Raw genomic sequence first — 25126 nt, 5'->3', positions numbered from 1 at the left:
GTCGTTATGAAATTATTGATCCTTGGCAATCACACCTGCGGTAACCGTGGCGACAGCGCAATTTTACGCGGATTGCTGGATGCGATTGCCCTGATTGAGCCTGACGCAGAAGTCGATGTGATGAGCCGTTATCCGGTGAGCTCATCGTGGTTGTTAAATCGCCCGGTGATGGGCGATCCCCTTTACAGTCAGATGAAAGAGCACAATAACGCAGCCGGGTTGATGGGGCGCGTGAAAAAAGTGCTGCGTCGCCGCTATCAGCACCAGGTGCTGCTGTCGCGCGTGACCGACACCGGCAAGCTGCGCAACATTGCGATTGCGCAGGGCTTTACCGATTTTGTTCGTCTACTCTCCGGCTACGACGCCATTATTCAGGTGGGCGGCTCCTTCTTCGTCGATCTCTATGGCGTGCCGCAGTTTGAGCATGCACTCTGTACGTTTATGGCGAAAAAACCGCTCTACATGATTGGTCACAGCGTTGGGCCGTTCCAGAATGAGCAGTTCAATCAACTGGCGAATTATGTGTTCGGTCACTGCCAGGCGTTGATACTGCGTGAAACCGTCAGCCTGAACTTAATGAAGCAAAGCAATATCACCACCAGCAAAGTGGAGCAGGGCGTCGACACGGCCTGGCTGGTAGATCATCACCAGCAGGATTTTGTTGCCAGCTATGCGGTGCAGCACTGGCTGGATCTGGCGGCGAAAGAGAAGACCGTGGCGATCACGCTGCGTGAGCTGGCGCCGTTTGATAAGCGCCTTAACACCACGCAGCAAGCCTACGAACAGGCCTTTGCAGGCGTGGTGAATCGTATTATTGATGCGGGTTACCAGGTTATTGCTCTGTCGACCTGTACCGGGATCGATAGCTATAACAAGGATGACCGGATGGTGGCCTTGAATATGCGCCAGTATGTCAGCGACCCGTCGCGCTACCATGTGGTCATGGATGAGCTGAACGACCTGGAAATGGGCAAAATCCTCGGCGCTTGTGATTTAACCGTGGGGACGCGTCTGCATTCGGCCATTATCTCCATGAACTTTGGCACGCCGGCAATTGCCATTAACTACGAACACAAGTCGGCCGGCATTATGCAACAACTTGGGATGCCGGAAATGGCCGTGGATATTCGCCACCTGCTGGATGGTTCGCTGGCATCAATGGCTGCCGATACGCTTGGTCAACTGCCTGCCATCAATGCGCGCCTGGCGACCGCAGTGGCGGCGGAGCGCGAGAAGGGCATGACGATGGTGAAATCGGTGCTCGATCGCGTGCAGGGGGTGAAATGAAAGTCAGCTTTTTTCTGCTGAAGTTTCCTCTCTCGTCTGAAACTTTTGTCCTCAACCAGATTGTTGCTTTTATCAATATGGGATTTGAGGTGGAAATCGTCGCCCTGCATAAGGGCGATATGAGTAATACGCACGCAGCGTATACCGACTATAAGCTAGCGGAGAAGACGCACTGGCTGCTGGCTGAGCCGGAAGGGAAGTTGGCGAAACTGAGCTATCGCGCGCAAGCCATCGCGCGCGGCTGCTGGAAATCGTCCACCTGGAAAGCGCTGAACATGTCACGCTACGGGGATGAAGCGCGCAATTTGATCCTCTCGGCCATTTGCGCGCTCGCACCGCGCGCCTTTAGCGCGGATGTGTTTATTGCCCATTTTGGTCCCGCGGGCGTCACGGCAGCTAAGCTGCGCGAGCTGGGGGTGCTGAAGGGTAAAATTGCGACGGTTTTTCACGGTATCGATGTTTCGCACCGCGAGGTGCTTAATCACTACACCCCGGAGTATCAGCGACTGTTTCAGCGTGGCGATTTGATGTTGCCGATCAGTGAATTGTGGGCCGGGCGCCTGAAGAGTATGGGCTGCCCGGAACAGAAAATTGCCGTTTCACGCATGGGTGTTGATATGACCCGCTTCAGCCTGCGTCCGGTCAAGGCGCCAGGCTCTCCGCTGCAGATTATTTCCGTTGCCCGCCTGACCGAGAAGAAGGGCTTGCATGTGGCGATTGAAGCCTGCCGTTTACTAAAAGAACGTGGCGTCGCCTTTAAATACAGCATTCTTGGCATTGGCCCGTGGGAACGACGCCTGCGCACGCTGATCGAACAGTTTCAACTGGAAGATGTCATTGAGATGCCGGGTTTCAAGCCCAGCCATGAAGTCAAAGCGATGCTCGATGAAGCAGATGTGTTTCTGCTGCCTTCAGTTACCGGCGCGGATGGCGACATGGAGGGCATTCCGGTGGCCTTGATGGAAGCTATGGCGGTGGGGATCCCGGTGGTTTCTACGGTGCACAGCGGCATTCCGGAATTGATTGAAGCTGGCGCATCTGGCTGGCTGGTACCGGAAAACGATGCGGAAGCGCTGGCGCAGCGCCTCGCGGCGTTCGGCAAGATGCAGGATCAGGATCTGGTGCCGGTCGTTACCCGTGCGCGCGAAAAGGTCGAGTCCGACTTCAACCAAAAAATCATTAATCAGCAACTGGCAAGTCTGCTGCAAACGCTTTGAACAGAGGTTTTATGGCCGCTAAGAAATCAACAGCCCTTACCCGACGTTCCTTCCTCGCCGCCGGTTCAGCCCTGGCGGCTTTGCCCCTTTTGCACTCTCCGGCCGCGCGTGCGGTCACGGGGGGCGGCACCGTTGATATCCGTAAGTACAATAATAACGACTGGCCTGCGGCGTTGAAGCAGGCCTTTAACGATGGGCAAACGGTGGAGATCCCCGCAGGCCTGGTGTGTGAAAATATCAACACCGGGATTTTTATACCGGCAGGCAAAACGTTGCTGATACGCGGAGCCCTGAAGGGCAGCGGCCGCGGTCGTTTTGTCCTGCAGGATGGTAGCCGCGTCATTGGCGAGAACGGTGGTAGCCTCTACAACATTACGCTGGATGTGCGCGGCTCTGACTGCGTCATCAAAGGCGTATCGATGAGCGGCTATGGGCCGGTGATGCAAATTTACATTGGCGGCAAAGAAAAACGGGTGATGCGCAACCTGGTGATCGACCAAATCACCGTCACCAAAGCAAACTACGCGATCCTGCGTCAGGGCTATCATAATCAGCTGGATGGCGTGCGCATTACCAACGGTCATTTTAGTGATTTGCAGGGCGATGCGATTGAATGGAACGTGGCGATTAACGATCGCAACATTCTGATTTCTGACCATGTCATCAACAATATCGATTGCACAAACGGCAAGGTGAACTGGGGCATCGGTATTGGTCTGGCGGGCAGTACCTACGACAATACTTACCCTGAAGATCAGGCGGTTAAGAATTTTGTTGTGGCGAATATCACTGGCAGCAACTGTCGTCAGTTGGTGCATGTGGAGAACGGTAAGCACTTCCTTATCCGTAATATCAAAGCGGAAAATATCACCCCGGATTTCAGCAAAACGGCGGGGATTGATAATGCGACGGTGGCCATTTATGGCTGCGACAACTTTGTGATTGATAATGTCAGCATGGTTAACAGTGCGGGAATGTTAATCGGCTATGGGGTGATTAAGGGTAACTACCTCTCAATTCCTCAGAATTTTAAGCTCAACGACATCCATCAGGACAACACCAGCAGTAAATATAAGCTGCGCGGTATCCAGATATCATCGGGTAATGCCACCTCGTTTGTGGCAATAACAAAACTGAAAATGCAACGCGCAACGCTCACGCTGCATAACAAACCTCAGCATCTTTTTTTACGTGATATCAATGTGATGCAGGAAGCCGCAGTCGGCCCGGCGCTGAAGTTGAATTTTGATTTACGCAAAGATGTGCGTGGCCGTTTTATGGCCAAACAAGATACGCTGCTGTCGCTGGCGAATATTCATGCGGTAAATGAACATGGGCAAAGTTCAGTGGATATCGACAATGTCGATCAGCATGTGGTGAATACCAATAATTTGAATTTCCGTTTACCCGCTCAAAAACGATAAGTCAGTTTACGATAAATCCTGGTGATTTGATCTGCAGGACAGGCGTAAATCTACAGCCCGGGACATTTGGCGTAACAATCTTTCACTGTAGCGGGCTGCGAACCCACTGGCGAAAATAGCGTAAAGGTCTATAATTCATCCAATTATTTATAGGTGGAAGAAATCAATGGTTAATTTGAAAGCAGTTATTCCGGTAGCGGGTCTGGGGATGCATATGCTTCCCGCCACCAAAGCAATTCCAAAAGAGATGCTACCGATTGTCGACAAGCCGATGGTTCAGTACATCGTCGACGAAGTTGTTGCTGCAGGGATCAAAGAAATCGTGCTGGTCACTCACTCGTCTAAAAACGCGGTTGAGAACCACTTCGACACCTCCTATGAGCTTGAAGCGCTGCTTGAACAGCGTGTTAAGCGTCAATTACTGGCGGAAGTGCAATCCATTTGCCCGCCGGGCGTGACCATTATGAACGTGCGTCAGGCACAGCCGCTGGGGCTGGGCCACTCGATTTTGTGCGCACGTCCGATTGTGGGCGATAACCCGTTTGTTGTCGTTCTGCCGGATATCGTTCTCGATACCGCTACCGCCGATCCGCTGCGCTATAACCTCGCGGCGATGGTTGCGCGCTTTGCTGAAACGGGCCGTAGCCAGGTGCTGGCGAAACGCATGAAAGGCGACCTCTCTGAATACTCAGTGATTCAGACCAAAGAGCCGCTGGACAGCGAAGGAAAAGTCAGCCGTATTGTTCAGTTTATTGAAAAACCGGATCAGCCACAGACGCTGGACTCCGATCTGATGGCGGTAGGGCGTTATGTACTTTCTGCCGATATCTGGGCGGAGCTGGAAAAAACCGAGCCGGGCGCATGGGGCCGTATTCAGTTAACCGATGCCATTGCTGAATTAGCGAATAAACAGTCCGTCGACGCGATGCTGATGACCGGCGAAAGCTACGATTGCGGTAAAAAAATGGGTTATATGCAGGCCTTTGTTAACTATGGGCTGCGTAATCTGAAAGAAGGCCAGAAATTCCGCGAAAGCATTAAAAAATTGCTGGCGCAATAAGCGAATAATTCGCAATACGTTTGCAGGGGCAGTAAAGAGTGGCGGTAAGACGATAATGTCTTCGGCATATTCTTTCTGCCCTTTTATTTTGTATATGAATCAATAAATAAGCAAAGGTCAGTGTGTGAGCAATACAAGGGGGAGGGTGTGATTTTCCCTTGTTTCCGGGGCTGTTTCGGCGGAGAATAGCCGTTTAACTTTTTGTGCTTGATGGTCAGCTAAATGCGCTGGCATAAAAATGAGCCGTCATCGTACAGTACACTGGTAGCTGAAGAGCCAGGGGCGGTAGCGTGTCTGAATTTCCCTGCGTTATTCTTCATCGCTCTCCTTCATTTAAGACAATGCAAAGCAAGAACGGAAAAATCTCGTGAAAATACTGGTCACAGGTGGCGCTGGCTTTATTGGGTCGGCCGTTGTCAGGCATATCATTAATAATACGCAAGATTCTGTGGTTAACGTTGATAAATTAACCTATGCCGGCAACCTTGAATCACTTATTACTGTTGCGGACAATGACCGCTATTTTTTTGAGCATGCCGATATTTGCAATGCCGCAGAGATGGCGCGTATTTTCGCGGAACATAAACCGGATGCCGTCATGCATCTGGCGGCCGAAAGCCATGTCGATCGTTCTATTACTGGCCCGGCCGCTTTTATTGAAACCAACATTGTTGGTACCTATGTTTTGCTTGAAGCGGCGCGCGCATACTGGACCACGCTGGAGAGCACAGCAAAACAGGCTTTCCGCTTTCACCATATTTCGACGGATGAAGTGTACGGCGATTTGCCGCATCCGGATGAAGTCTCCGCCGGGCAGGCGCTGCCGCTGTTCACAGAACAGACCGCCTATGCGCCGAGCAGCCCTTACTCTGCTTCTAAAGCTTCCAGCGATCACCTGGTTCGCGCCTGGCGCAGAACCTACGGTTTTCCGACCCTCGTGACCAACTGCTCGAACAACTACGGTCCGTTCCATTTCCCGGAAAAACTGATCCCGCTGGTGATCCTCAACGCTCTCGAAGGTAAGCCATTGCCAATTTACGGTAAAGGCGATCAGATCCGCGACTGGCTGTATGTAGAAGACCACGCTCGCGCGCTGTATACCGTGGTGACTGGCGGCGTGGCGGGTGAAACCTACAACATTGGCGGCCATAATGAGAAGCAGAACCTGGAAGTGGTGCACACCATTTGCGATCTGCTGGACGAAATGGTGCCGAAGGCTGGGTCATACCGCGATCAAATCACCTATGTTACTGACCGTCCCGGTCACGATCGCCGCTATGCGATCGATGCGGATAAAATCAGCCGCGAGTTGGGCTGGAAACCGCAGGAAACGTTCGAGTCCGGTATCCGCAAGACTGTGCAGTGGTATCTGGATAACCAGCAATGGGTTGAGAATGTTAAAAGCGGTGCCTACAAAAGCTGGATCGAACAGAACTACGAGAAACGCTCATGATGAATATTCTGTTATTCGGCAAAACCGGGCAGGTCGGCTGGGAGCTGCAACGCGCGCTCGCCCCGCTGGGCAATGTTATCGCGGTTGATGTAAGCTCCACCGACTACTGTGGAGACTTCAGCAACCCGCATGGGGTTGCTGAAACGGTGCGCCGTATCCGTCCTGATGTAATTGTTAACGCCGCAGCGCACACCGCGGTAGATAAGGCAGAATCAGAACGCGAGTTTGCTGAACTGTTAAACGCGACCAGTGTTGCCGCGATTGCGCGCGAAGCTGCCGCCCTCAATGCATGGCTGATTCACTACTCGACCGATTACGTTTTCCCGGGGACCGGGGATAAACCCTGGTGCGAAAACGATGAAACGGCACCGCTGAATGTCTACGGTGAAACAAAATTAGCGGGCGAAAAGGCCGTACAGCAGTTTTGCCCGAAACATCTGATTTTTCGTACCAGTTGGGTATATGCCGGTAAAGGGAATAATTTCGCTAAAACCATGCTAAAACTGGCGAAAGAGCGTGAAACCCTGTCCGTGATTAACGATCAGTTTGGTGCGCCGACCGGCGCGGAACTGCTGGCTGACTGTACGGCACATGCTATTCGCATTGCACAGCAGCAGCCTGACGTCGCGGGGCTTTACCATCTCGTCGCCAGCGGAACAACCACCTGGCATGCCTATGCGCAACTGGTTTTCGAGCAGGCGCGTAAAACGGGCATTACCCTTGCGGTAAACAACGTTAATGCCGTGTCCACTGAAGCCTTTCCTACACCGGCAAAACGCCCGCATAATTCACGCCTCAACACAGAGAAATTCCAGCGCACGTTTGGGCTTGTGCTTCCGCAATGGGAAACGGGTGTAAAACGCATGCTGGAAGAACTTTTTACCTCTGTGACGCTTTAACGAGGCGTCATTTTTCTGTGTGATGGCCACTTTTGTTCGAGATAACAAAATGAAAACACGTAAAGGAATTATACTGGCGGGCGGTTCCGGCACACGCCTGTACCCGGTGACCATGGCTGTGAGTAAACAACTGCTGCCAATTTATGATAAGCCGATGATCTATTATCCTTTGTCCACGTTAATGCTGGCAGGGATACGCGACATTTTAATCATCAGCACGCCACAGGATCTGCCTCGCTTTGAACAATTGCTCGGCGATGGTAGCCAGTGGGGCCTTAATCTGCAATATCAACTCCAGCCAAGCCCGGATGGCCTGGCACAGGCTTTTATCCTCGGCGAAGCGTTCATTGGCAACGATCCTTGTGCGCTGGTGCTGGGTGATAACATCTTCTATGGCCATGACCTACCAAAACTGATGGATACTGCGGTTAATCAGGAGAGCGGCGCGACGGTGTTTGCTTATCATGTTAACGATCCAGAGCGTTACGGTGTGGTGGAGTTCGACTGTGCAGGCACTGCCATCAGCCTTGAAGAGAAGCCGCTTGAGCCGAAAAGTAACTATGCGGTGACCGGGCTCTATTTCTACGATAATGATGTTATCGACATGGCGAAAAATCTTAAGCCTTCTGCACGCGGTGAACTGGAAATTACCGACATCAACCGGATTTATATGGAGCAGGGCCGTTTGTCCGTGGCGATGATGGGGCGTGGCTATGCGTGGCTGGACACCGGCACGCACCAGAGTTTGATTGAAGCCAGTAACTTCATTCAAACCATCGAAGCGCGCCAGGGATTGAAAGTTTCGTGCCCTGAGGAGATTGCCTTCCGTAAGAAATTTATCGATGCGGAGCAGGTGAAAGTTTTAGCAGAACCGCTGAAAAAAAATGCCTATGGTCAGTATCTGCTGAAAATGGTTAAAGGTTATTAAGATGAATATTGTCAAAACTGCGATTCCCGATGTACTGATTTTTGAACCTAAAGTCTTTGGTGACGATCGCGGATTTTTCTTTGAAAGCTTTAGCCAGCGCATTTTTGAAGAGGCTGTTGGCCGCGAAGTCCGTTTTGTTCAGGATAATCACTCCAAATCCAAAAAAGGGGTGCTGCGTGGTCTGCATTATCAGTTGGCACCTCATGCGCAGGGCAAATTAGTTCGCGCGGTTGCCGGTGAGGTGTTTGACGTGGCGGTAGATATCCGCCGAAGCTCCTCCACGTTTGGCCAGTGGGTCGGCGTGCATTTGTCGGCGGAAAATAAACGCCAGCTATGGATCCCGGAAGGATTTGCTCACGGATTCGTGGTTCTCAGTGAAACGGCAGAATTTGTTTATAAGACCACCAACTATTATTTTCCACAGTCTGAAGGCAGCATTGCCTGGAATGATCCGCAACTGAATATCGAATGGCCGCTTAACGCAGAGCCCGAGCTCTCGGCGAAAGATGCTGCCGCGCCTTCCTTTACCGATGCAAAAATGTTTGAGTAAAAGCCTGTGTCTCATTTAATTAAAATCTTCCCCGCGGATATCTCCTTTTCCGGTGAAAGCGAAAAAACCCTGCTGGATGCTGCGCTGGATGCAGGTATCCACCTGGAGCACAGTTGCAAGAATGGCAGCTGTGGGGTTTGCGAAGCGCAATTGCTTTCAGGTGAGGTTCGCGATGCGCAAGAGAGCCTTATTACGGCGGGCAATAACATTCTGACTTGCAGTTGCCACCCTGTTGGAGATGTGTCGCTGCAGGCGACCTATTATCCGGAGCTCGCCGGGCAGATGAAAAAAATCACGCCTTGTAAGGTCGTTTCTGCCGAATATGTCTCTGCGGACGTGCTTAAACTGATCCTCCGCTTTCCGCCGACCGCACAAATTAACTATCTGCCGGGGCAGTACATCAATTTGCAATATCAGGGCGTCACGCGCAGTTATTCGGTGGCAAACGCCGATGAGAAACAAGGCATTGAGCTGCATATCCGTAATGTACCCGGCGGGCAAATGAGTCAGTTGGTATTTGGCGGACTGGCCGCGAATACCTTAATGCGTATTGAAGGCCCATGCGGAACCTTTTTTATCCGTAAAAATGATCGCCCGGTTATATTTATTGCTGGTGGTACTGGTTTTGCCCCGGTTAAAGCCATGGTGGAGTCATTACTGGCTGAGCAGACACAGCGCGATATTTATATTTACTGGGGCATGCAACAGGAAGAACATTTCTACTCTTCTTTACCGCAGCAATGGTCTTCGCAATATACCCATATTCGTTTTATTCCCGTCGTCTCCAGCGATCAAGGCGAGTGGCAGGGCCGCAGAGGTTTTGTCCATAATGCGGTTGTAGAGGATTTCGATAATTTAGAAGATTTTGATGTTTATGCTTGTGGTTCGCCCGTGATGATCGAAGCTAGTCGAAAGGATTTGATGACGTTGGGATTGCCGGCTAAACATTTTTATTCAGACGCGTTTACCGTATCAAAATAATTTGAGGACAAAGATATGAAAGCCGTGATATTAGCCGGTGGCCTGGGTACACGTTTAAGTGAAGAAACGGTATTAAAACCAAAGCCGATGGTTGAGATCGGTGGGAAGCCCATCCTGTGGCATATTATGAAAATGTACTCTGCTCACGGTATCCGTGATTTCGTCATTTGCTGCGGCTATAAGGGATATGTGATTAAAGAGTATTTCGCCAACTATTTTCTTCATATGTCAGATGTGACCTTCCATATGGCGGAAAACCGCATGGAAGTTCATCAAAAACGCGTTGAACCCTGGAATGTTACCCTCGTTGATACCGGTGAAGCGTCCATGACCGGCGGGCGACTGAAACGTGTTCGCGATTACGTCAAAGATGACGAAGCTTTTCTTTTTACTTATGGCGACGGCGTCTCCGATCTTGATATTACCGCCACCATTGATTTCCATCGTCAACATGGCAAAAAAGCGACGCTGACGGCGACTTTCCCGCCAGGACGCTTTGGTGCATTGGATATCCAGAACAAGCAAGTTCGCTCTTTTAAAGAGAAGCCGAAAGGTGACGGTGCTATGATCAATGGCGGATTCTTTGTTCTGCATCCTTCCGTTATCGATTTAATTGATAACGATGCGACGACCTGGGAACAGGAACCATTGATGCAGTTGGCCGATCAGGGTGAGCTAATGGCGTTCGAACATCCTGGTTTCTGGCAGCCAATGGATACCCTGCGAGATAAAACTTATCTCGAAGGTCTCTGGGAAAAAGGCACCGCTCCATGGAAAACGTGGGAGTAATGCGTATGATTGATGCTTCATTCTGGAAGGGCAAACGTGTCTTTATTACCGGACATACCGGTTTCAAAGGTTCCTGGTTGACGCTGTGGCTGCAATCCATGGGCGCCGTGCTTAAAGGCTATTCGCTGAATCCGCCGACAGAGCCGTCTTTATACGACAGCGCCGGGGTGGATAAGCTGATTGATTCCACCATTGGTGATATCCGCAACTTTGAACAACTGTCCGCGGCGATTGGCGAGTTCAAACCCGAAATTGTTTTCCATATGGCTGCGCAACCATTGGTCAGACTCTCCTACGATGAGCCTATTGATACTTATTCGACCAATGTTATGGGTACCGTCCATTTACTGGAAGCGGTTAAACGTGTTGGTGGCGTAAAAGCGGTGGTGAATATCACCAGCGACAAATGTTACGACAACCGCGAATGGGTCTGGGGCTATCGCGAGCACGAAGCGATGGGGGGATATGATCCCTATTCAAACAGTAAAGGTTGCGCAGAGCTGGTGGCTTCGGCGTATCGCAATTCTTTCTTTAATGAGAAAGATTACGAAAAACATGGTGTTGCACTCGCTTCCGTGCGCGCAGGCAATGTGATTGGCGGCGGCGACTGGGCAAAAGATCGCCTGATTCCTGACATTCTGCGTTCGTTTGAGAAGCAACAAACTGTTATCATCCGCAACCCTCACGCGATACGTCCGTGGCAGCACGTGCTGGAACCGCTGTCGGGCTACATTACGATTGCTCAGCGGCTGTATAACGAAGGGCCGGCATTTGCCGAGGGCTGGAATTTTGGTCCGCGTGAAGATGATGCAAAGCCGGTGCAATTTATCGTCGAAACCATGGTGAACATTTGGGGAGACGACGCGGCATGGCTGCTGGACGGTAATGAGCATCCTCATGAAGCCCATTATCTGAAACTTGACTGCTCAAAGGCGCGTATGCGTCTGGGCTGGCAGCCGCGCTGGGACCTTGTTGAAACGCTGGAGCGTATTGTGAAGTGGCACAAAGCATGGATTGCTGGCGAAGACATGCTGATGCGCACCCGGAACGAAATCAGCGAATACATGAACACTCCTTTGAAATAATTGAATAACAGGAACGAAGCAATGAGCGCAAACAACCTGCGTGAGCAAATCTCTCAATTAGTTGCCCAATATGCTGACGAAGCGTTAAGTCCGAAGCCGTTTGTTGCTGGCAGCAGCGTCGTACCGCCCTCTGGTAAAGTGATTGGCGCGAAAGAGCTTCAATTGATGGTTGAAGCCTCCCTGGATGGCTGGCTGACAACGGGCCGCTTCAATGACGCGTTCGAGAAAAAACTGGGTGAGTTTATCGGTGTACCGCATGTACTGACCACTACCTCTGGTTCTTCTGCAAACCTGCTGGCACTGACCGCGCTGACTTCCCCGAAGCTGGGCGATCGTGCACTGAAGCCGGGCGATGAAGTGATCACCGTGGCTGCTGGCTTCCCGACTACGGTTAACCCAACCATCCAGAACGGCCTGATCCCGGTATTTATCGATGTCGATATTCCGACGTACAACGTCGATTCCAAACTTATCGAAGCCGCCGTATCGGATAAAACCAAAGCGATCATGATCGCGCACACACTGGGCAACGCATTCGATCTGACTGAAGTTCGCCGCATCGCGGATAAATATAATCTGTGGCTGATTGAAGACTGCTGCGACGCGCTCGGTACAACCTACGACGGAAAAATGGTCGGTACTTTCGGTGATATCGGTACCGTCAGCTTTTACCCGGCGCACCACATCACAATGGGGGAAGGCGGAGCGGTATTCACCAAATCTTCCGAGCTGAAAAAGCTGATTGAGTCCTTCCGTGACTGGGGCCGTGACTGCTATTGTGCGCCGGGTTGCGACAACACCTGTGGCAAGCGTTTTGGCCATCAGCTGGGTTCTCTGCCGTTCGGCTACGACCACAAGTACACCTATTCCCACTTGGGTTACAACCTCAAAATCACCGATATGCAGGCAGCCTGCGGTCTGGCACAGCTGGAGCGCATTGACGAATTTGTGCGCCTGCGTAAAGAGAACTTTGCGTACCTGAAGCAGGGGTTACAGTCCTGTGCGGAATTCCTCGAACTGCCGGAAGCAACAGAGAAATCCGATCCGTCGTGGTTTGGTTTCCCTATTACCCTGAAAGAAACCAGCGGCGTAACGCGTGTTGATTTGGTGAAGTTCCTTGATGAAGCCAAAATTGGTACGCGCCTGCTGTTCGCCGGGAACCTGACTCGCCAGCCTTACTTCGCCAACGTGAAATACCGCGTTGTTGGTGAGCTGACAAATACTGACCGTATTATGAATCAGACCTTCTGGATCGGTATTTACCCAGGCCTGACCAAAGAGCATTTGGATTTTGTGGTGTCCAAATTTGAAGAGTTCTTTGGTTTGAATTTCTAATTACTAAGGGAGGGGGCATTGCCCCCTCAAGCCATATGAAAATTCTGGTATCTGGAGCAACCGGCTATTTGGGCCGGCAGTTGATTGCTTTTTTATCGAAGAGACATAGCGTTGCCGGATTATGTCGACGGAATATAGAAAGTGATGGCACCTGGCTTCAAATAAATATTTCAGAAAGTGATTGGCATAAAAAAGTAAATGCGTACGAGCCTGATGTTATTATTAATACAGTAACGTGCTACGGCAGAAATAAAGAAAACTTATCTACCTTGGTAGAAAGTAATGTTCTTTTCCCGCTTCATTTACTTGAGTCTGTGCTTGATAGAAAAAGCGTATTTATCAACTGTGGTACCTCCCTTCCTGCACAAACTAACCAGTATGCTTTAACCAAACACCAATTCGTTGATTTGGCAAAGAGTCTGTTAAGCAGCAGTAAGATAAATGCTTCATTTGTTGAACTAAAGTTAGAGCACTTTTATGGTGAGCATGATGCGGATAGTAAATTCACCGCTATGCTTATCAGAAAATGCCTTGCCAACGAAAGCATTGATCTCACCTCCGGCGTGCAAAAAAGAGATTTTATGTATATCGGTGATTTGCTGTCCGCTTTTGACGTCATTATTCGTCATTTATCTTCTTTTGAAAAAATTGATGAGATTGAAGTTGGCTCCGGAGAAGGCATTTCACTTAAGGAGTTCGCTGAACTTGTTCGGCGGAGCACTGGCAGCAATTCGGTGCTGAATTTTGGTGCGATTGAAAGCCGTAGTAATGAACTGATGTTCAGCTGTGCTAATACAGCCAGGCTGAATGCTATGGGTTGGTCACGGAAATATTCACACGAAGACGCAATTGTTGAAATAGTTCGTAAGGAAAAAAAATGAAATTATTGATTACTGGTGGCTGCGGGTTCCTTGGCAGCAATCTGGCTGCTCATGGTATCAGTGAAGGTTATGATGTTATCATTTTCGATAATTTATCAAGAAAAGGTGCCATTGATAACCTGGGATGGTTAGGAACTCATGGCAAATTTGAGTTTGTTCATGGCGATATCCGTAACAAAAATGACGTGACACGTCTAATAAATAAATACAAACCGGATAGCTGTTTCCATCTGGCTGGGCAGGTGGCAATGACCACGTCGATCGATAATCCTTTTGCGGATTTTGAAACCAACGTTGGCGGCACATTCAATCTGCTGGATGCAATACGGCAGACCAATCCTGCATGTAACGTCATCTACTCTTCAACAAACAAAGTGTATGGTGATCTCGAACAGTTTACCTATAACGAATTAGAAACCCGCTATGTCTGTGCCGAAAAACCGAACGGTTTTGATGAGACAACGCAATTGGATTTCCATTCTCCTTACGGATGTTCGAAAGGTGCTGCCGATCAGTATATGCTCGATTTTGCACGAGTCTTCGGTCTGAATACCGTTGTCTTCCGACATTCATCCATGTATGGCGGCAGACAGTTTGCGACTTACGATCAAGGCTGGGTAGGCTGGTTCTGCCAGAAAGCCTACGAAATCCATAAAGGAATCGTTTCACCATTCACTATCTCCGGAAATGGCAAACAAGTTCGTGATGTTTTGCACGCGGAAGATATGGTGTCTCTTTATTATACGGCTCTGGCAAACGTTGGTAATATCCGAGGCAATGCGTTTAACGTAGGTGGCACAATTCAGAATAGTCTCTCATTACTTGAGTTGTTTGGTATTCTTGAAGAACATGCAAATATTGAGATGAAATACACCCAGCTTCCTGTCCGTGAAAGTGACCAAAAAGTATTTGTTGCTGATATTACAAAAATTAATAAAGCTATTGGATGGAATCCAGGTGTGTCTGCTAAAGACGGTGTCCAAAGAATGTATGATTGGACCAGTTCTTTATAATAATAAATGCTCGCGTAAGCGAGCATTTGTTTTAATTCGCAACAGAAGCAACACGCCTGAAATTTACTCTAGTTGATGGTCAATATGTTAAAAATCCCCACGCATCTGATAACAGCCGCTTCATCATGGCTTTCAAAAATTATAATTGCAGGCGTACAATTACTGAGCGTGAAGTATCTGTTGGAAATGTTAGGCGAAAATAATTATGCGATTTTTAGCCTGCTAACAGGATTGATGATATGGTGCACTCTGATTGATTTTGGCATAGGCAGTAGTTTACAAAATTTCATATCAGAACTTCGCGCGAAAAATGAAGATTACAACTCGTATATTAAAGCTGCCCTACGATTGCTATTCGTTGCAGCCGTTGCCTTTATAGGCATCATGGTATTATTATCAAAATTAATTTCTGAGTTCTATTTGGCATCATTTAGCGAAACATTAAAAGGGCATGAGAGTTTTGTCTTTGTAAGTGCAATTATTGTCTTCGGTTTGGTTGGGGTAGGTGCTGTTGGTTACAAAATCCTCTTTGCTGAACTGATTGGCTGGAAAGCAAATGTAATAAATGGAGTATCTTACCTTTTAGGCCTCATTTGTGTTCTTGTGCTGTATTTCTTGCAGATAAAAATCGATGTGGTCTTAGCGCTACTTGCGCTGTATGCCCCCGTTGCCTTGCTTTCAATGTTCTATATTGTGTACCGGTATTTTAAATTGGTCGCTGTCATGCCGGGCAAACAATATTATCTGGATATATTGAAACGGACTTACGGTTTCTTCATTTTTACATTACTTTCCATATTAGTTCTGCAAGCAGATTACATTGTTATTTCACAGAAACTGTCACCTGCTGATATTGTGAAATATACAATCACCATGAAAATATTCGGACTCGTTTTCTTTATATATACGGCCGTATTGCAGGCTTTATGGCCCATTTGTGCTGAATACCGAATCCGAAAGGAATGGATAAAGTTAAAGAAAACGGTAGCGGTTAATATTGCGGTTGGTATTGTTTTTATTATTGTCAGTACTATCGTCATCTACTTATGCAAGAAAACGATTTACGGTATTCTTTCCCCTGAATTAGATACAAATATCAGTATTTATATTTTTATTTTGTTGGCAGTGTATTTTTCGACACGAGTGTGGTGCGATACATTTGCAATGCTGCTGCAAAGTATGAATTCTCTAAAAGTATTGTGGTTTTTTGTACCTTGTCAGGCTGTCATTAGCGGTTGGGCTCAGTGGGTTCTGGCTGGTAAATACGGGATATTAGGTGTTCTCATTGGATTAACCCTCTCATTTTTATTGACTGTATTTTGGGGGCTGCCAGTGACATATTTCAAGGTAGTGAATAAGGAATCTGTTAAGTGAAAGTATCATTCTGCATACCAACTTATAATCGTGCGGTATATCTTGAACTATTGCTTCAAAGTATAAAGACACAGCAGGCCCATAGTCTTGATTTAGAAATCTGTATCGCTGATAATGCTTCCACTGATTCTACTGAAGAGTTAATCCCTGTATGGGAAGAGAAGTTTGGCATTCCAATACGGTATAAAAAGCATGCAAATAATATTGGGCCAGATCGAAACTACCTGGCGGCTATTGATTTAGCTACAGGGGATTACTGCTGGATATTTGGTAGCGACGATATGTTGCGATCGGATGCTTTAGTATCAATAGAAAACGAACTGAACAAGAGTTTTGATATCTATTTATGCGATCGCCGTGAGCTGGATATCACTATGTCCACTGTTAAAAATGCGCATCGTAAATGGTTGTCTAAAGGGACAAAAGAGTACGTTTTTAACAATGATGACGATCGCATAGAATATTTTAATGATTGTGAGTCAGTAGGTGGTGTATTTAGTTATTTAAGCTCTATCATTGTACGGCGCGCGGCGTGGCAGGAAATCGCTTTCGATGAAAGTTTTATCGGTACAGCATATCCTCATGTCTACATTTTGTTAAAGATCATACAGGTTCAAGGTAGTTCGCTAAGTTATTTATCTGAACCTTTAGCACTCTGCCGCGGAGATAATGATACATTTGAATCTGCTGGTAAAGCCAAAAGAGTTCTTATCGATTATGCTGGCTATTTCAAACTCTCTGACGCTTTGTATCATAATAAGCCTTTAGTTAAAGAAAAATTCGAAAGTATCCTCTCCAGAGAACGCCCATATATATATACCACATTGATGATCGCATCATATGCTAACGCTAAAGAAAGGGATAAGTTTGCTTTTTATCAGCAACGGTTAGGCCACCAAAAATTGATGACCAATCTGCTATTCATTCTGGGACCTATCGCTACAGCATTAAAAAAATCACCTTTATTGAAAAAAATAACCAAAAAAATATTAAAATGACTTGTTTGTTAAAATGGTTAGTTTGAGGGAGTAAAAATTGTTGTTCATTACTTTCTTTGAGATTGATTGAGTAAACTTGCGCGTGTGGCTTTTTGATGAGTCGATGGCAAGAGCCTGAGTTATGATTTTTTTAAAGCATTTTGTTTTGACTTAGAAAAAGAATGATTTCCAAATCATATTTCTTACTATTATATGAGAGACTGAACAATGATCCTTATTCTTTGGTTATCAATCTTGGTTTTTTATATTTTTTTTGGGTTATTATATTTAACGTTTCCAGAACTTTCTCCTTTAGGTGCGCTGGTATTTCCAAATACAGTCGATGATTTATTGGGTGTAGTATCTTTAGGTACATTGGGCGTTATTTTCGGTTACTATACTTTTTCTTATATAGCATTACCTGGGATAAAAGATTTCAGTAAAACAGAGTTTATACGGTTTTGCTCATCATGCTTTATTTTTATGTCATTAGTTACATTTTTTGTTGGAGTGGCGCAATATGGTGGATATATTAAGTTCATACAGTCTCCATATATTGCAATATATGCTGGTAGCGCAGGGAACACATTACGTGACGTAATGATATCGTCATCTGGGTTATTAGCAATCTTTGCAATCCTGACTTCTTTTGAGCAGCGCATTAAAAATATCCCTTTTGTCGGATGCATGATAATCTTGGTTGGTTTTTTTGTTTTACTTTCAATTTTCGTTCAGGGGCGCCGTGAGAATTTGATCCTATTATTTTTATGCTTCGTATCATATTATATTATTGGACGGAAACTGAATCTGGCCTTGCTTTTTAAAGTAACATTACTTGTATCAGCTATACTTCTTTTCGCTGGTATAGGGCTTTATTTGCGTGAAACAACATCCACTTCTGGCGGAAGTATTATTACGGCAATACCCTTTGCTATAATGTATGAAACTCACTTTTCCCTGGCGACACTTGCCAACGAGGTTAGGACGCATTTAGATAACGGTATGCCCTATGGCGGGCTGATGACGCTACTTATGCCGATACTGTTTATTATTCCAGCTTTCTTTTATACGTTATTGGGTTTAAATAAAGATCAAATTTTTGTTAACAGTGAACCAAGACTCTATATGGACAAGGGTGGGCAGTTTATTTTTACAGAATCCTTTCATGCAATGGGTTATATAGGTGTTTTTGTTCACGGTCTTTTTTTGGGAATATTGTTAATTTCATTTTACAGAGCAGCAAAAAGAACAAAAATGATACTTTATCACTTTCCTTTAGTATCACTTATTTTTGTAGGAATGAGAAAAGATTTGACATATGGCGTAAAATATATCTCTTTATTATTTTTACTGATGGTTGCTTTTTATTTTATATATTCCGTAATGCCCAAAAAAGTAATTGCTGCTGAGATTAAAAAATGAAAAAAATACTTTTCGTTAGTGCCTTCCATCCAGGCGCAAATGGTAAAATCGGAGCGGGAGAGGCTATTTGTGGCGATAGCTTGAGAAGGTTTGTTGAACAAGGCTATCAGGTTGACGTAGTTGTAAACTCTCCCACTTCACAATGTGAAAATGAAGAACTAACAAAATTATGTAATTCTTATAATGTCATTGCTGCAGATAAAATATCGTACTTCACCAGCATAATATCTAATATTGAAAAAATGTCTTTTTTGGCTCCCTGGTTTTATACTCGAGTGTCTGGTAAATTAATCAGCATAGTGAATGGTATGCTTGAGAAAAACGAATATGATATAGTTTGGTTAGACTTTCCTTCTGTTTTAGGCCTTGCGAATCATATTAAGCATAAGAATATACATTATTTCGCCCATGACGTTGTTTTTCAGCGGATTGCCAGAACACATCTTAAGAAAATGATTTTTCCTTTTGTGAGAGCTCATGAGACCAGACTTTTTAGTAAGGTTCACGCAATAGTGGCTATGTCTGAAAAAGACAAGCAACTTATACGAGAAACAAATTTTCAGGGTGATATTTCTGTTGTCGAACTGGGAAAACAACGGGTTGGACAGGTGTTTAACAACACGGCGATTGAGGATGTTGTTAAGCTGTTTGAAAATAAAAACAACCTTGTCTTTTTTGGAAATATGCAACGTTCGGAAAATCATTGGTCTATAGTCTGGTTCATACTTTTTGTCTTTCCTCAAATCATAAAGAAAAAGAAAGACGTCCATTTATGGGTTCTGGGTCTGGCCCCTCGGATGACGCTTAGATTATTAGGTGCGTTCCGCAAAAACATCCATGTTGTTGGGCCTGTTTCGGATCCAACATTAGCTTTTCAAAAAGCTGAATTAAATATCGCACCTCTATTATATGGCGCAGGCGTGAAAATTAAGGTGTTACAAATATTAGACGCCGGTGCAAATGTGGTTGCCACGCCTGTTGGCGCGGAAGGTGTTAAAAATTGCGACAAACTTTATGTCGTTGATAAAAAAGAATTTGGCAGTAAAATACTTGAGCTTTTGGATGCGAAATGACAACGTTTACTTTAATTGTTCCTACATACAATGCAGGAAAAAAATGGCAGGAATGGCTTGAGGCATTAAAAATACAAACGCTTCAGCCACAACAAGTTATTATCATTGATTCAACATCCTCTGACGAAACTATTCAACTCTCGCGTCAATATAACATTGAGCCAATAGTTATATCACCTGCGGAATTTAATCATGGCGGCACACGGAATAAAGCAGTATTGTATTCTGAGCGAAGCGATTTTTTAGTTTTCCTGACTCAGGATGCGATATTAAATGATGAGTATTCTTTACAGAGAATAATTGAATGCTTTGATAATAAATCTATGTCCGCTGTATGTGGACGACAGTTGCCCCATCATGATGCTTCACCACTTGCTATGCACGCTCGTTATTATAATTATTCAGAAAAAAGCTGTGTCAAAACATCGGAGGACATTCCGAGATTTGGAATCAAGACTGTTTTTATGTCGAATTCATTTGCTGCGTATCGTAGAAGTGTTTTTGAGGAGTTGGGGAAATTCCCTGAGCATACAATTTTAGCAGAAGATATGTATTTGACCGCTAAAATGATACTTGCTGGATACAATGTTGCCTATTGTGCAGAGGCTGCTGTTCGTCATTCTCATAATTACTCTATTCGTGAGGAATTTCAAAGGTATTTCGACACGGGTGTGTTCCATGAATGTAATCCTTGGATACAGGAAAAATTTGGTGGTGCAAAAGGAGAGGGCCTTAAGTTTATTAAGTCAGAAATGCTCTTTCTTTTACGGAAATATCCCCTATGGATCCCTAAAGCGTTAGCGGCCACACTCGCAAAATATCTTGGTTATCGGCTGGGTTTAAAATGGCGGTCGCTGTCTCTTTCTATTTGCCGTAAGTTGAGCATGTACAAAAGCTATTGGAATAGTATAGGACAAAAAAATGAGTGAACTTTCCAATGATAGAATCCTACCTATTATCATGGCTGGCGGTACTGGAAGCAGGCTGTGGCCACTATCACGCGAACATCATCCAAAACAATTTTTAAAGTTATATGGTAATGCAACGATGTTGCAGGGAACCGTTGGCCGTCTTGAAAAACTTGAAACCCTGGCTCCGGTTATTATTTGTAATGATGAGCATCGATTTCTGGTTGCAGAGCAGCTAAGAGAAGTGAATAAACTCGCTAATAACATCATTCTTGAACCCGCGGCACGTAACACCGCACCAGCTATTGCAGCCGCAGCTTTTACTGCACTCAAAAATAACCCAGGTGAAGACCCTCTTTTATTGGTTCTGGCTGCGGATCATATTATTCAGGCCGAGGCGTCTTTCGTTAGCGCTGTGAACAAGGCTGTGCCTCTGGCAACTGAGGGACATCTTGTCACATTTGGCATTGTCCCTTCTCATGCTGAAACAGGTTATGGCTATATTCTTCGGGGACCAGAGGTTGCTGATACTGCTTACAAGGTTGCACAATTTGCTGAAAAACCTGATGCAGAACATGCAAGACGCTATCTCGAAAGTGGAAATTATTACTGGAACAGCGGCATGTTTTTGTTCCGCGCTAGCCGCTATCTTGAAGAGTTGAAGACTTTTCGGCCTGATATTTACACGGAATGCAAGCACGCGACGACCAATCTGAGCGAAGATTTGGATTTTATCAGGATCGATACACACCACTTTATGAATTGTCCTTCAGAGTCTATTGACTATGCAGTGATGGAACACACTTCACATGCAGTGGTCGTACCGATGGATGCTGGATGGTCTGATGTTGGTTCATGGTCCTCTTTATGGGATATCTCCGATAAAGATGCTCGCGGGAATGCAGTCAGTGGGGATGTAATTCAGTGTGATTGCGATAATACCTATATGTATTCTGATAATATCCTCGTAGCCGGTATTGGTTTAGAAAATACCATCATTGTGCAAACGCCAGATGCCTTGCTTGTAGCCAATAAAGATAGGGTACAGGATGTTAAACGTATCGTAGAGTCTCTCAAATCTGCTGATCGTAAAGAGTACAGGACGCATAAAGTCGCGTACCGACCTTGGGGCAGTGTTGATACGTTAGCACGTGGAAGAGAATATATTGTTAATCGCTTAACCATACAGCCGGGTAAGCAGCTTGCGGTACAGATACATCAGCATCGTGCTGAACATTGGATAGTTGTTTCTGGAACGGCGCAAGTGAGACAGGGGAATAAGGAATTTCTCGTTCAAGAGAATGAATCTACCTTCATCGCCGCGGGTACCGAACATTCTTTATCAAACCCGGGGCTTATCCCTCTTGAAGTTGTTGAAATTCAGTCAGGCGCTTTATTGACTGAGGATGACATTGTTCGTCCAGATGAAGCCAAATCAGGAAAGTAATCATGGAAAGTTTGCTTAGCTCAAATATTATTAAAAACAGCAACATTGCTTTTGGTACTAGCGGTGCGAGAGGATTAGTCAGGGATTTTACGCCTGAAGTCTGTGCGGCTTTCACCGTTAATTTCCTGCAAGTCATTTCATCTCGTTTTACTGCATCCCGTGTCGCTATAGCCATTGATAATCGTCCTTCAAGCTATGCAATGGCTCAGGCTTGTGCTGTTGCCGCACAATCATTGGGATATCAGGTAATGTATTTCGGTGTAACACCTACACCTGCCCTCGCTTTTTATGCTATGCAACAGCAGATCCCCGCGATTATGATCACGGGCAGCCACATTCCGTTTGATCGCAACGGATTAAAATTTTATCGCCCAGACGGTGAAATTTCGAAGGACGATGAACTCGCTATTTTGCGAATAGATGTAAAAGTAGAAATGCCAGCCAGGCTCCCAGTCTTGCATGCTACTACTGAGGCTAATGAGCAGTATATTCATCGTTACCTTTCTATTTTTGATAACGGTGCGCTCAAGGGAATGCGTATTGGTATTTACGAGCACTCAAGCGCCGGACGTGATATTTACCCAGCTATTTTTAGTGGGCTGGGAGCTGACGTTATACGTATCGGTAGAAGTGACGAATTTGTACCGATCGATACTGAAGCAGTAAGTGAAGAGGATAAAGCGCGCGCATTGGAATGGGTTGCCCAATATCAACTTGATGCATTGTTCTCTACGGATGGTGATGGCGATCGACCATTGCTTAGTGATGAAAACGGCATATGGCTTAGAGGGGATATTCTTTGCTTTCTCTGCTCCCTGCATCTGGATATCGACGTCGTTGCAATACCAGTGAGCTGTAATAGCGCTATCGCTGAAAGTAAGCTTTTCAAACATGTGGAACTTACAAAAATTGGCTCTCCATATATCATTGAGTCTTTTGAGCAACTCACCAAAACCTACAATCGAGTTGCTGGGTTTGAAGCCAATGGCGGTTATCTTCTTGGTAGCGACATTATTTACTCCGGAGCAACTCTTAAAGCCTTACCGACTCGTGATGCAGTTCTCCCGGCTCTGGTATTATTGATATCGAGTATCAAACGCAAGATTTCCGATCAGGTTCAGGCACTTCCTGCCCGCTTTACAGCCTCAGACCGGTTACAGAATTTTGCCAAAGAAAAAAGCACGATGTTGCTTGATATGATAACTAGCCAGCCAGAAGACTCGCTGACCTTCCTTGGATTAGGTGCTAGCAGGATCGTTTGCGTAAACATGCTTGACGGTATAAGGATGGTTTTGAATACGGGTGATATCGTCCACTTAAGACCTTCCGGTAATGCTCCAGAATTAAGGTGCTACTCGGAATCCGATTCTGCGCTAAAAGCAGCGCAACTTGTTGCACTGTGTTTAAAAAATATTCACGAGAAACTGTAATGTCGTATTGCTGTTTATTTAATCAGTGGGTGGTGTGAGGGGACAATGAAAAATTATGAGATAACCAATAAATATAAACCCCGGATATGCAAACTCGCCCTTGCGGTTTCGGACTTTGTGGCCTTTAATGCTGCATTGTGGTTATCATTGTGGGTTGTTTATTTTATCTTCAATGATTTGCAGCGGTTTATCCCAAATGAACAGTTCGAGTATCGGGTTATTTCGCACGTTGTCTTATCAATAACCTGTGTTGGCTGGTTCCTTATTCGTCTCCGTCATTACACTTACCGCAAACCTTTTTGGTACGAGCTGAAAGAGATTCTTCGTACAATTGCAATTTTTGCTGTGTTCGACCTTGCACTGGTCGCTTTTACAAAATGGCAATTTTCACGCTATCTGTGGATCTTCTGTTGGACATTTGCCCTCATTCTCGTTCCCACCCTACGTTTTTTGGTGAAGCGTCTACTCGATAACGCTGGGGTATGGAAAAAGAAAACTATCATTTTAGGCAGTGGTAAGAATGCGCGAGATGCCTACTTTGCTATTCAGAGCGAGGAGATGTTGGGTTTTGACGTTGCTGCTTTTTATGATGATGAGAATATTGCTACAGGAAGCACAGTCTTAGGTTTACCAACTATTAATAGTGCCGATGAAATTTGGAGCGCGGCTGATCTACAGGAAGTGCATTTTATTGTCGCATTTGATAATGAAAACCTCGATAAATCACTGGCATGGATACGTGAACTGTCAAAACATCACTGCCGTTCCGTTACAGTGGTGCCTTCATTGCGTGGGTTGCCATTATATAATACAGAAATGTCCTTCATTTTTAGTCATGAGGTCATGCTGTTACGTATCCATACTAACCTAGCGAAGCGTTCTTCTCGTTTCTTGAAAAGAAGCTTTGATATCGTCTGCTCACTGATGATCTTAGTCGTAGCTTCGCCACTATTTGCCTACCTTTGGTATAAAGTGACTCGCGATGGTGGCCCGGCAATATATGGGCATCAGCGTGTGGGGCGCCATGGTAAGCTTTTCCCCTGCTACAAATTCCGTTCAATGGTCATGAACTCGCAAGAAGTACTGGATGCCTTGCTTGCCAGCGATCCCATTGCACGCGAAGAGTGGGAGAAAGATTTTAAACTTAAAAACGATCCCCGAATTACCCGTGTTGGGCGCTTTATTCGTAGAACAAGCCTTGATGAGTTACCGCAACTGTTTAATGTGCTGAAAGGTGAAATGAGCCTTGTCGGGCCTCGCCCCGTCGTTTCCGATGAGCTGACGCGTTACCTGGAAGATGTCGATTATTACTTGATGGCAAAACCAGGCATGACAGGGTTGTGGCAAGTGAGTGGTCGTAATGATGTTGACTATGAAACACGTGTCTATTTTGACTCCTGGTATGTCAAAAATTGGTCATTGTGGAATGACATCGCCATATTATTCAAAACTGTGAACGTTGTTTTACGCCGCGATGGCGCTTATTGATCCTCACCGATGAAATATCATGACGAGCTGGGAATGGCATCTTCCGCTATCCAGGCCCGACAATCTTGAGTTAACATCTAGGCCACATTTCAAGCCGCGCTCTGG

Annotated in this window: 22 protein-coding genes; all 22 read left to right on the top strand. The window is 46.0% G+C overall.

The genetic code is table 11. The features are described from left to right. The first annotated feature begins 6 nt into the window (after nucleotides 1-6). The 22 genes from wcaK to RTX30_RS05665 all read left to right on the top strand — a co-directional run bounded on the left by wcaK (nucleotide 7) and on the right by RTX30_RS05665 (nucleotide 25021). Nucleotides 7-1287 (top strand): colanic acid biosynthesis pyruvyl transferase WcaK, encoded by a 1281-nt coding sequence (gene wcaK, locus RTX30_RS05770; RefSeq protein ID WP_312687720.1) that lies wholly within the window; start codon nucleotides 7-9, stop codon nucleotides 1285-1287. Continuing rightward, a complete protein-coding gene (gene wcaL / locus RTX30_RS05765) occupies nucleotides 1284-2504 on the top strand; it encodes a colanic acid biosynthesis glycosyltransferase WcaL (protein ID WP_312687717.1) in 1221 nt (406 codons plus the stop codon). Before wcaK ends, wcaL begins: the two co-directional genes overlap by 4 nt. A gap of 11 nt (nucleotides 2505-2515) precedes the next feature. Continuing rightward, a complete protein-coding gene (wcaM, locus tag RTX30_RS05760; RefSeq protein WP_312687715.1) occupies nucleotides 2516-3928 on the top strand; it encodes a colanic acid biosynthesis protein WcaM in 1413 nt (470 codons plus the stop codon). A gap of 166 nt (nucleotides 3929-4094) precedes the next feature. Continuing rightward, complete coding sequence (galF, locus tag RTX30_RS05755) at nucleotides 4095-4988, top strand: GalU regulator GalF (protein WP_312687713.1); 894 nt, start codon at nucleotides 4095-4097, stop codon at nucleotides 4986-4988. A 367-nt stretch (nucleotides 4989-5355) separates the two neighbouring features. Continuing rightward, entirely contained in the window at nucleotides 5356-6441 is a 1086-nt protein-coding gene (gene rfbB, locus RTX30_RS05750; protein ID WP_312687712.1) for a dTDP-glucose 4,6-dehydratase, read from the top strand. Further along, nucleotides 6441-7340, top strand: coding sequence for a dTDP-4-dehydrorhamnose reductase (gene rfbD / locus RTX30_RS05745; protein WP_312688208.1), 900 nt, complete (start codon nucleotides 6441-6443; stop codon nucleotides 7338-7340). The genes rfbB and rfbD overlap by 1 nt, the downstream gene beginning before the upstream one ends. A gap of 49 nt (nucleotides 7341-7389) precedes the next feature. After that, a complete protein-coding gene (rfbA, locus tag RTX30_RS05740) occupies nucleotides 7390-8268 on the top strand; it encodes a glucose-1-phosphate thymidylyltransferase RfbA (protein ID WP_312687711.1) in 879 nt (292 codons plus the stop codon). 1 nt (nucleotide 8269) lies between these two features. Further along, entirely contained in the window at nucleotides 8270-8818 is a 549-nt protein-coding gene (gene rfbC, locus RTX30_RS05735; protein WP_312687710.1) for a dTDP-4-dehydrorhamnose 3,5-epimerase, read from the top strand. Nucleotides 8819-8824: 6 nt separating this feature from the next. Next, on the top strand, nucleotides 8825-9799 hold the full coding sequence (locus RTX30_RS05730; RefSeq protein WP_312687708.1) for an FAD-binding oxidoreductase: 975 nt from the start codon (nucleotides 8825-8827) through the stop codon (nucleotides 9797-9799). Nucleotides 9800-9814: 15 nt separating this feature from the next. Continuing rightward, nucleotides 9815-10588, top strand: coding sequence for a glucose-1-phosphate cytidylyltransferase (rfbF, locus tag RTX30_RS05725; protein ID WP_312687705.1), 774 nt, complete (start codon nucleotides 9815-9817; stop codon nucleotides 10586-10588). 5 nt (nucleotides 10589-10593) lie between these two features. Beyond that, on the top strand, nucleotides 10594-11673 hold the full coding sequence (gene rfbG, locus RTX30_RS05720; protein ID WP_312688206.1) for a CDP-glucose 4,6-dehydratase: 1080 nt from the start codon (nucleotides 10594-10596) through the stop codon (nucleotides 11671-11673). A 21-nt stretch (nucleotides 11674-11694) separates the two neighbouring features. Continuing rightward, a complete protein-coding gene (gene rfbH / locus RTX30_RS05715) occupies nucleotides 11695-13008 on the top strand; it encodes a lipopolysaccharide biosynthesis protein RfbH (RefSeq protein ID WP_312687703.1) in 1314 nt (437 codons plus the stop codon). A gap of 35 nt (nucleotides 13009-13043) precedes the next feature. Then, complete coding sequence (locus RTX30_RS05710) at nucleotides 13044-13889, top strand: NAD-dependent epimerase/dehydratase (protein WP_312687701.1); 846 nt, start codon at nucleotides 13044-13046, stop codon at nucleotides 13887-13889. Beyond that, a complete protein-coding gene (gene rfbE / locus RTX30_RS05705; protein WP_312687700.1) occupies nucleotides 13886-14902 on the top strand; it encodes a CDP-paratose 2-epimerase in 1017 nt (338 codons plus the stop codon). The genes RTX30_RS05710 and rfbE overlap by 4 nt, the downstream gene beginning before the upstream one ends. An 84-nt stretch (nucleotides 14903-14986) precedes the next feature. Next, nucleotides 14987-16276: an MATE family efflux transporter gene (locus RTX30_RS05700; protein WP_312687699.1), complete on the top strand. Its 1290-nt coding sequence runs from the start codon at nucleotides 14987-14989 to the stop codon at nucleotides 16274-16276. Continuing rightward, entirely contained in the window at nucleotides 16273-17274 is a 1002-nt protein-coding gene (locus tag RTX30_RS05695) for a glycosyltransferase family 2 protein (RefSeq protein WP_312687697.1), read from the top strand. The genes RTX30_RS05700 and RTX30_RS05695 overlap by 4 nt, the downstream gene beginning before the upstream one ends. Before the next feature lie 207 nt (nucleotides 17275-17481). After that, the gene (locus RTX30_RS05690) at nucleotides 17482-18675 is read left to right on the top strand and encodes an O-antigen polymerase (protein ID WP_312687695.1); all 1194 of its coding nucleotides are present in this window, start codon (nucleotides 17482-17484) and stop codon (nucleotides 18673-18675) included. Beyond that, a complete protein-coding gene (locus RTX30_RS05685) occupies nucleotides 18672-19748 on the top strand; it encodes a glycosyltransferase (RefSeq protein ID WP_312687693.1) in 1077 nt (358 codons plus the stop codon). Before RTX30_RS05690 ends, RTX30_RS05685 begins: the two co-directional genes overlap by 4 nt. Next, nucleotides 19745-20677, top strand: coding sequence for a glycosyltransferase (locus RTX30_RS05680; protein WP_312687691.1), 933 nt, complete (start codon nucleotides 19745-19747; stop codon nucleotides 20675-20677). Before RTX30_RS05685 ends, RTX30_RS05680 begins: the two co-directional genes overlap by 4 nt. Further along, nucleotides 20670-22103 carry a mannose-1-phosphate guanylyltransferase/mannose-6-phosphate isomerase gene (locus RTX30_RS05675; protein ID WP_312687689.1) on the top strand — a complete coding sequence of 478 codons (1434 nt, stop codon included), beginning with the start codon at nucleotides 20670-20672 and terminating at the stop codon, nucleotides 22101-22103. Before RTX30_RS05680 ends, RTX30_RS05675 begins: the two co-directional genes overlap by 8 nt. A 2-nt stretch (nucleotides 22104-22105) precedes the next feature. Next, nucleotides 22106-23533 (top strand): phosphomannomutase, encoded by a 1428-nt coding sequence (locus tag RTX30_RS05670; protein WP_312687687.1) that lies wholly within the window; start codon nucleotides 22106-22108, stop codon nucleotides 23531-23533. A gap of 45 nt (nucleotides 23534-23578) precedes the next feature. Beyond that, nucleotides 23579-25021 (top strand): undecaprenyl-phosphate galactose phosphotransferase, encoded by a 1443-nt coding sequence (locus RTX30_RS05665; RefSeq protein WP_312687685.1) that lies wholly within the window; start codon nucleotides 23579-23581, stop codon nucleotides 25019-25021. The last annotated feature ends 105 nt before the right edge of the window (nucleotides 25022-25126 follow it).

It is taken from the genome of Kosakonia sp. (genome assembly GCF_032052965.1).
Lineage (GTDB): Bacteria > Pseudomonadota > Gammaproteobacteria > Enterobacterales > Enterobacteriaceae > Kosakonia.
The sequence above is the reverse complement of the archived record's forward strand: the minus strand, read 5'-3'. Positions and strand labels throughout refer to the sequence as shown.